The organism is Desulfosarcina cetonica JCM 12296, from assembly GCF_001311845.1.
Classification (GTDB): Bacteria; Desulfobacterota; Desulfobacteria; order Desulfobacterales; family Desulfosarcinaceae; genus Desulfosarcina; species Desulfosarcina cetonica.
Genome location: NZ_BBCC01000008.1, coordinates 64,212 through 72,878 on the forward strand (window position 1 = coordinate 64,212; position 8,667 = coordinate 72,878).

The following is an 8,667-nucleotide window of genomic DNA, read 5'->3' on the forward strand; positions in this document are numbered from 1 at the left end:
GGTGAAATGAAAAAACAGAAGCATGCATTGGTCCTTTTTACCAAGTATCCTGAACCAGGCCTCACCAAAACCCGCCTTATGGAGGAAAACGGGGGTAACCTCACCGCGCAAGAGGCCGCCGATCTGTATCGGGCAATGTGTCTGGACACGGCCACGGTTGCGCTCAGCGCCGTTGAACGTTGCCGGAACAGCGGAAACGATTGGGGAACGTTTACTTTTTATATCTCCTCATCGCCGGCAGATTGCATGCCCAAAATAAAGGCGCTGTTCAAATCCGAGGTGTCAACCCAGGAAATCCAATACATCTTGGATCAGGGCAGAAATTTCGATGAGCATTTTAACAGCTGCTATCAGCAGTTATTTGAAATGGACTATGATACGGTAATCTGCGTTGGCGGCGATCTTCCCGCAATTACACCGGATCTTATCCATAGAGCCTTCTCACAGCTTTTCAAATTGCGGGAAAACTCAAAGGCCGGTGCCATGGTTGTCGCGCCCTGCCAAGCCGGAGGGGTGTCGCTGGTTGGCATTAGCAAAGAAACACCTATTGATTTCACCGGGGTATTCTACAATCAGTTGGGGATCACAACCCTAGATGCACTTGTTCGCATTGCTGAAGGCAAGGGGATCCCCATGGCAGTATTCGAGGCACTCTTTGATGTCGATTATGGCGAGGACCTTGGACACATGATATCGGTGATTAATGCAATGGACTACGCCGCACGGTTTCAAGAAGATCTTTTGGTCCCCAAAAGAACATTACGATGGATCCATGAAACGGGTCTGGTTGCCAGTTCTCCTCCAAACGAAGCCGCGGATCCACGGAGTATGATTGATGCCTAATGGAGTATGATGATGATCAGATATCGTAATTTATTCCAGGGCGATCTATTGATAGGAATGAATAGAGAAAAGGGAAAGGAAGACAAAATGAAAATAATGGTATGTTTTGATAACTCGGCCGAGTCGAAAAACGCACTTCGTGAAGCGGCTCAGCTTGCAAAGGCATTCCAAGGTGAGGTGCTCGTCGTTACCTCTCTGGCAGCCGATCAACAATACTATCCAAAGCTGATTGAGCCGTATGAGAACAACCTGAAGGAAGCTCAAGAATTCATGGAAAAACTGAGCGTCCCCTGCCAGACAAAGATTGCCTATCGGGACGTCGACTCCAATGTCGGAGAAGCACTCGCGGAATTCGCCAAAGAGGAGAATGTCGATAAAATCGTTGTTGGTATAAGAAACCGGTCCAAACTCGGAAAACTGTTTTTGGGCTCAAAAGCGCAAACGATATTGTTGATGGGCCATTGTCCGGTGGTAGGCGTGAAGAAAGAGAATAGCGAAGTTTGATGAATTCTAATCAATATAAATTGGGTTGAGGACATGAACGTGCGTCAAAACAAACAGAAAAAGATCTTCTTGCGCACGACTTTCGACCTTTGTGACAACAATGGCTACACAACGACACAGATCAATAATTTTTTTATTCAAAATGGTCATGAGGTGATTCGTGAACCGGATGGCGCCGACTATATTGTGATCAGCACGTGCGGGTTTGATCAAGATCGCGAGCAACGCGCATATGATCTTGTGTCCGGTTATATTCAACACTATTCGGATGTTGCCAAGGTGATCGTCTGTGGTTGCCTGGCGAGTATCAACCCTGAATTGTTTGATTCGTCGAAGGTAACGCTTATCGGTTCACGGGAGCTTTACAAGTTCAACGCTATTTTTCAACCCCGAATCAATATCGAACATATATCCGGGGGGGCGATAAATGGGCGGTTTATCAACAGCGGGTATGGTTTTCTGGATGCATATTATTTGCAGATTTGCCAAGGGTGCGTCAATCACTGCAGTTACTGCGCCATAAAGAAAGCCAAAGGCGATGTGAAAAGCAAGCCGCCTGAACAACTGATCGCCGAATTGGAGCGTGCGATACAGTCGGGTTATCGGCGCGTCATGCTGCTCGGTGACGATTGCGGCAGTTATGGAGCGGATTTGGGGACGAATCTGGCCGAACTTCTGAATATCATCAAGGATTATGAGATCGGGATTAACATCAACTATATACATCCCCGCCAATTCCAGTCGGCTTATCCCTTATTGCACCCTCGAACGCTTGAACGAATTGAATTCATCAACGTGCCGATCCAGTCGACTTCACGCCGGATACTTGATCTGATGAATCGGCCTTACCATGCGAACGACATCTTCGAAATCATTCGCGAAATAAAATCAACATATCCCAATATTTTCTTCGAGACCCATATTATCTATGGTTTTCCCAGTGAAGCACGAGCGGAGTTTCAAGACGCATTCCGGGCCGCCGAATACTTCGATAGCGTCATCTTTTTTTACTACACCGACCGAAAAGGCGTAAGCGCTTCACGCCTTGCGGGGAAAATACCCACCGCCGAGATTTTACAGCGGACGAAAATGATTTTAGATCATCCCCGATTTCGCATCCAGCGCGGAAACGATCAACCGCCGGTCGTACTCCTTGGATATGAGCTGGAAACCACCGATGACATTTTCATATCAATTGAAAACAGTCTACCGCATTCAGATTTCGTGTCTTTTGATCGGCGATCATCGTCATGAGCAGGTACCATGAACATTCTTTTCGTTAGAGTCCCGCTGGAATCGTGTGAGCTGCTGCAGTATAGCACGTTTACCTATTTTGGCGAACCGACCGGACTCAATTACATTGCGGAAGCCGCCGCGCAAAGGGGACATGCGGTTAAGATCCATGACATGTATTTGGATCCGAGCCCTGAAGGGCTGCTCACCGTAGTGTCCGATTATGGTCCTGATGTGGTGGGGTTCAGCAGCCTCATTATCGGTTATGATAATGTCACGCTGTTGTCAAAAATGCTGAAGGCGATTTGTTCCAAAATAAAAATCGTGGTCGGTGGGCCATGTACGTTTATGCCTTCAACCCTGATGATGCGGGATAACCCGGACATTGACTATGTCATAAAAGGAGAGGGCGAACTCGCTTTTGCCAGACTGTGTGATTTCCTGGCCAGCGACACACGCTCCGATTTCCAAGAAATCGATGGATTGACTTATCGCGTCAATGGCCACGTCGTTGAAAATCCTAAAAACCGGTTCATCGATGCCGGGACCATCGCATTTCCGGTCAACCGATACCAGCCTTATGAAGATTACATGAAGGGATCAATCATCACGACCGTGCTGGGACCGCCGCCGATGGTTTTTATGGAAGCCTCCCGGGGGTGCAGCTTTAAATGCAGTTTTTGTGGCGTCAGTGAACCGTACCGAAAAAGGGATCCTGAAAAAGTCGTATCCGAATTAGCGCAGCTGAAAAAAAAATACAGTGCCACCCGTGTCATCTTTGCCGACTACTCGTTTACCGCCAACCGGAGACACGCAGAGAAGATTTGTTCGCTCATGATTGAAAAAGGGCTGAACATGGAATGGGGGTGTGACACAAGAGTCGATTGTGTGTCGATGCCTTTGCTCAAGCTCATGCGCCGGGCCGGTTGTCGGATCATATTTTACGGCATCGAGTCGTTTTCACAACAGACGCTCGATAAGCTCAACAAAGGCACTCAAACGTCGACAATCCACGAAGCGTTGCGAAACACCCGCAAGGCAGGCATCCAGAGCCTTGCGTATATGATGTTGGGTGCCCCGGGCGAGACACGCGAGATGATCCTGAAAAATGCCAAAACGCTTAATAAATGCGGAGTGGATTATGCCCTGTGGGGCATCGTCCGGTTATTCTGCGGCACGCCATTGTTTGAGCGCGCGGTTAAAATGGGCGTGGCGCAGAGGCATAGCGGAGAAATGGGATGCCTGAGCGGTGACATTGATCAGATTCCGGTTTTCAGCAAAACGTTGACTTATGATGAACTGAAAGATCTCGAGATGCATGTTACCAGGCATTTCTATTACCGCCTTGGGTATGTTTTTCGGCGATTGATAAGGATTCGGGATGGCAGGGAACTGGTGCGACTTGTCAAGCAGGCAAGGTTTCTGTTCGTTAATCATGTATTGCGATTCTATTCATAAAAAAGAAAGAAGGGACACATGTTGAACAATAATGCGGTCGATATCCCCCAAACCTATCCTCGCATAGGTGATTCGGCGCCCCATTTTGAAGCCGAAACGACACATGGCCACCTCAGCCTAGAGGATTTTAAAGGCCGGTGGCTGGTCCTTTTTTCCCATCCGATGGATTTCACGCCTGTCTGCACGAGCGAATTCATTGCCTTTGCCAAAAATGCCGATACGTTCGAGAAAATGGGGGCGGCGCTGCTTGGATTGAGCATCGACAGCGTCTTCTCTCATATCGCTTGGGTCAGAAATGTTAAGGAAAAATTCGGCGTTTCGATACCCTTTCCGATTATTGCGGATATGGATGGCCACATCGCCAACCTTTACGGCATGGTCATGCCCGGTGATCTGTCCACGGCGACCTCCCGATGTCTTTTCGTGATCGATCCGAATGCAATTATTCGGGCGACCATTTACTATCCATTTACGACTGGTCGCAATATTCAGGAAGTCATTCGCTTGGTGGCGGCACTGCAAGTTTGCGATGAGAACGCTGTCGGTACGCCCGCGGATTGGCAGCCTGGCGATCCTGTCATCCAATACCCGCCAAGGACCCAAGACGATGCTGAACAGGTGATCGGAGAAGACGATGGATGCATGGATTGGTATTATTGTACACGGAAACTCTAATCCAAATACAAATTCACCATGGGTAATCCTTCATGAGTTTTAAATTATCTCCCCGTATCGCAGAGATATTGAAAATCGGCGGCGATTTTGTCGGTATTTCAAGGGATGACGCGTTGCTTTTGATGCATCTGGACTTGCATAGCAAAGCGGTTTACGCGCTCATGGAAACCGCGAACCGGATGTCGCGCTTGCAGTTCGCCAACAAAGGCGAAAAGCATCTTCACATTGGTTTGAATGTTGAACCCTGTCCCAAAAATTGCCGATTCTGCTCCCTTACCCGTACGGCCGGAATATTCAATGAAAAATATGAATTTTCAGAGGACGCCATTGTCCATTGGGCAAGACAAGGCGAAGCTCTGGGCGCCGACGGTATCAACCTGATGACCACGGGGACATATGCCTTCCAGCGCCTTCTCGAAATCGGGCGGTTGCTGAGTTCCACAGTAAGCGTACCGCTCGTGGCCAACACACGCGATATCTCCCATGCGGAAGGTGAAGCCTTGCTGGATGCCGGGTTCAAGGGATTTTATCATGCGGTACGGCTTGGCGAGGGCATTGACACGCCTTTTCCCGTGCAGCGGCGTATTCAGACCATTCAAGTCTTGCGGGACGTCGGGTTGCTCTGGATGAACTGCGTGGAGCCGGTGGGCCCTGAACACCGCCCGGAAGAGATAGTTGACCTGATGCTGCTGGCCCGTCGTAATGGCGCCGCATACAGCGGCGTCATGCGGCGGATCAATTTTCCCGGTTCACCCATGGAAAAGCATGGCATGATCAGCGAACTGGAGATGGCGCGCATGGTTTCCGTCAGCCGTCTGGTCATGGGCGACATTCCCCGTGCCCATTGCACCCATGAGCCCAACAGCGTTGCGTTGATGGCCGGTGCCAACCTCTTTTTTCCAGAGGTCGGTTCCAGTCCGAGGGATGGCTGCCCGGATACGGGCAAGGGCCGCGGACGGACAATGGAGGCCTGCGCCGCCATGCTGACGGAGATGGACTGGGATCCGGAGAGACCGTCCAATTGCTTTGCACCTGGACTGCCGCCAAGTAGCGAGAAACCCTGAATCGTTTGCGGCTCGCATTGGCTGTTCTCGACGCTAACCGAGAAGCTGCTTATGGGGGGAGAGGCAAATGAGAATTAAATTCATTTTGATATCGATCCTTAGCATGTGGATTTTTCATGGCGCCCCAGTTCTTGCCGAGCCACAGGTGGTACGGTTGGGAACCTGGAAGACGGCCCAGACCATTCAGCCATTTTTTTATCAGCAGTTTCTACCGGCCCAGTATAAAACAAAGGTTTTCCCATTCACCAACCCGGCCGATCAAAAAACGGCTCTATTGGCGGGTAGCCTGGACATGTGCGGTACGACCCTGGCGCACGCGATTCATTCGGCTTCTTTGGGTCAGCCGGTCGTCATCGTCGCCGCCTTGTGTAATAAATGCTCTGCCTTGGTGGTCAAAAAGGGTGGTCCGGTCAAAAGCGTGGCTGATTTAAAAGGGCGCAAGATTGGATATGTGCCGGGCACCATGCACGAAATCTTGCTGCGTGAAACGCTCGGGCGCGATGGGTTGTCTGCCGAAACGGATGCTCGTTTGGTGCGGGTGGATTTTTTCGACATGGGCCTGGCTCTGGCACGCGGTCAAATCGACGCTTTCCTGTCCGGCGAGCCGTTTCCCACCCTTGCGGTCGAACAAGGCTATGGAGCGATTCTCTCCTACCCATACTACGGTGATGCCATTGGCAGCATCAATGCCGGCATGTTGGTCTCACGGGAAACGATCGAGAAGCATCCGGAGCTGGTTTTGGATATGGTCACGGCCCACGTACAGGCAACCGGCTATCTTTTAAGTCACCCGGCGGAATGGCTTCAGCGGGCCAGCGAATTTGGCACTCCCAGGGCGATTTTGGACAAAGCGGCAGCAAACATGGAGCTGGCCTGGTCAATGGACGAAGACTTCATCGCCCGAACCCGAGCGCTGGGCCAACGCATGCAGGCGCTCGGTACGATTCAGCAACAGCCAGATTATGACAACCTATTTGATTTGCGATTTGTGCGACAAGCCAGCAAACGGTTTCACCCGTAATCCTATCAAGTACCATTTGAGATCGAATTGGCGCTATCGCATCGGTTCAATCTCAGGCGGCGAATGACCGGAGGTCTTCTTGGTTAAACGCCTATACTGGAAAAGGGGACTGCCCTGGATCGTTCCACTGGGATGCCTGGTCCTTTGGCTGCTGGTCAGCAAGGGGCGGCTCGTTCCCGCTTATCTTTTGCCGCACCCCCTCGACGTATGCCGGGCAGCCTATGGATATGTTTTCGGGCAGATCGGGAGCCAGCCATTTGCCGGACGGTTCATCAATGATTTGCTCAATAGCCTGTTGCGCGTCTTGCTCGGATTTTCCCTGGCCGTCGTTGCGGGGATCCCCTTGGGAGTGCTTTCCGGTCGACTGCCGTTGATCAATCGCTTATTGAGTAACATGGTTAGCGCGATGCGGGCGGTGCCGGGTATCAGCTGGCTGCCCATGGCCATGGTTTGGTTTGGGATCGGTGTAAAGACGACTGTTTTTCTGGTCGCCATGGCCGCTTTTTTCCCGATCTACCTGAACAGCGCCGACGGCGCGCGGCAGATTAATCCTCGTTATTGTCAGGCCGGAGCCATGATGGGGGTGGGGCGCTGGCGAATAGTCGTTGGCATTCTACTGCCTTCGGCAATGCCGCAGATAATGACCGGACTGCGCTTGGGCATGGGCATTGCCTGGGCCTATTTGGTGCTAGGAGAGATGACTGGCGTGCCGGACGGCATGGGGGCGATGATCATGGATGCTCGCATGCTGGGACGACTCGACATCATCATTGTGGGGATGTTGATGATTGCCGCTTCCGGCCGCCTGTGTGATTTGCTTCTTTATCACGGCATGCGGTTTTGCTTTATGAGCGCTAGGAGAATGACATGATGGACGCCTGCCTGAATTTTGCCAGGCCGCCGCAAACGTCTCCTTTGCCGGTCAATATCCTGAGCGTTCATAACCTGACCAAATCGTTTATCGTTGATGGCGATCAGGTTTTCGTGCTTCGGCAATTGGATTTTACTGTCAATCGCGGTGAACTGATCTGCATTGTTGGCCCCAGTGGCTGTGGGAAAACAACGCTGCTGAATATCTTGGCCGGATTCACGCCCTCCACCGCCGGCAGCGTGTTGCTAAATGGGCGACCGGTGGCCAAACCGGGACCGGACCGCTGTGTGGTGTTTCAGGAGGATGCGCTTTTCCCCTGGCTTACGGTGGAAGAAAATATCGCTTTTGGCTTGCGGGGCGCCGACGCAAGGTCAGGGAAAACGTTGCGCGGATCATTGAGATGGTCGGACTTACCGACGTCCGTAACTATTTGCCAACAGCGATATCCGGAGGGATGAAACAACGGGTTGCCCTTGCGCGGGTGCTGATTTTAAAGCCGGAGGTCCTGTTGATGGACGAACCTTTCGGCGCGCTGGACGCTCAGGCGCGCTCGGAAATGCAGAACCTGCTGCTCCGGTTTTGGGAGCGGCTCTCCCAGACCATTTTATTTGTTACGCACGATATGCAGGAGCTGTAAAACTGGCCGATCGGGTACTGATAATCGGGAAAAAAAAGGGTCAGATAACGGATGATATGCCGATAGATTTGCCTCGCCCCCGAGAGGAACGTAGCCACTTGCTTACCCTTTCGCGAGTCCTCGTAGAAAAACTGCGATCGTAATTTCAATATCTTGGATTTCGCTCTTTGAAAAACGCATATTGGTAATTTCCGAGAAGGCGATGCTTCCTGCCAGCATTGCCGAATGCTATGAACTGTCGAATAGGTAATCGTAGGAATAGCAGTGCTTGGGAACCTCGAGAATTGTCAATATATCGCTTTGTAGCTCGGTGAGTTCGGAAACGAAGCCATAATTGTTACCATCGGGAAGACGCATTTCT

The 8,667-nt window shown here is 51.2% G+C and carries 8 protein-coding genes and 1 pseudogene; all 9 read left to right on the top strand.

Annotated features, from left to right (window positions below; all coding sequences use genetic code 11):
• The first annotated feature begins 6 nt into the window (after positions 1 to 6).
• The 9 genes and pseudogenes from JCM12296_RS03270 to JCM12296_RS41290 all read left to right on the top strand — a co-directional run bounded on the left by JCM12296_RS03270 (position 7) and on the right by JCM12296_RS41290 (position 8,306).
• On the top strand, positions 7 to 843 hold the full coding sequence (locus JCM12296_RS03270; protein WP_054689784.1) for a TIGR04282 family arsenosugar biosynthesis glycosyltransferase: 837 nt from the start codon (positions 7 to 9) through the stop codon (positions 841 to 843).
• 87 nt (positions 844 to 930) lie between these two features.
• Entirely contained in the window at positions 931 to 1,347 is a 417-nt protein-coding gene (locus JCM12296_RS03275) for a universal stress protein (RefSeq protein ID WP_172683751.1), read from the top strand.
• Between the two features lie 33 nt (positions 1,348 to 1,380).
• Positions 1,381 to 2,601, top strand: a complete 1,221-nt coding sequence (locus JCM12296_RS03280; RefSeq protein WP_054689789.1) for a radical SAM protein — start codon at positions 1,381 to 1,383, stop codon at positions 2,599 to 2,601.
• Between the two features lie 9 nt (positions 2,602 to 2,610).
• Complete coding sequence (locus tag JCM12296_RS03285) at positions 2,611 to 4,038, top strand: B12-binding domain-containing radical SAM protein (protein ID WP_054689792.1); 1,428 nt, start codon at positions 2,611 to 2,613, stop codon at positions 4,036 to 4,038.
• Positions 4,039 to 4,056: 18 nt separating this feature from the next.
• Entirely contained in the window at positions 4,057 to 4,713 is a 657-nt protein-coding gene (locus tag JCM12296_RS03290; RefSeq protein ID WP_054689795.1) for a peroxiredoxin, read from the top strand.
• 32 nt (positions 4,714 to 4,745) lie between these two features.
• Entirely contained in the window at positions 4,746 to 5,777 is a 1,032-nt protein-coding gene (locus JCM12296_RS03295) for a biotin synthase BioB (RefSeq protein ID WP_054689799.1), read from the top strand.
• A 103-nt stretch (positions 5,778 to 5,880) separates the two neighbouring features.
• Positions 5,881 to 6,798, top strand: coding sequence for an ABC transporter substrate-binding protein (locus JCM12296_RS03300; RefSeq protein WP_213183915.1), 918 nt, complete (start codon positions 5,881 to 5,883; stop codon positions 6,796 to 6,798).
• A gap of 79 nt (positions 6,799 to 6,877) precedes the next feature.
• The gene (locus tag JCM12296_RS03305; protein ID WP_054689807.1) at positions 6,878 to 7,669 is read left to right on the top strand and encodes an ABC transporter permease; all 792 of its coding nucleotides are present in this window, start codon (positions 6,878 to 6,880) and stop codon (positions 7,667 to 7,669) included.
• Positions 7,669 to 8,306: pseudogene (locus tag JCM12296_RS41290) on the top strand (ABC transporter ATP-binding protein). The gene JCM12296_RS03305 and the pseudogene JCM12296_RS41290 overlap by 1 nt, the downstream one beginning before the upstream one ends.
• The last annotated feature ends 361 nt before the right edge of the window (positions 8,307 to 8,667 follow it).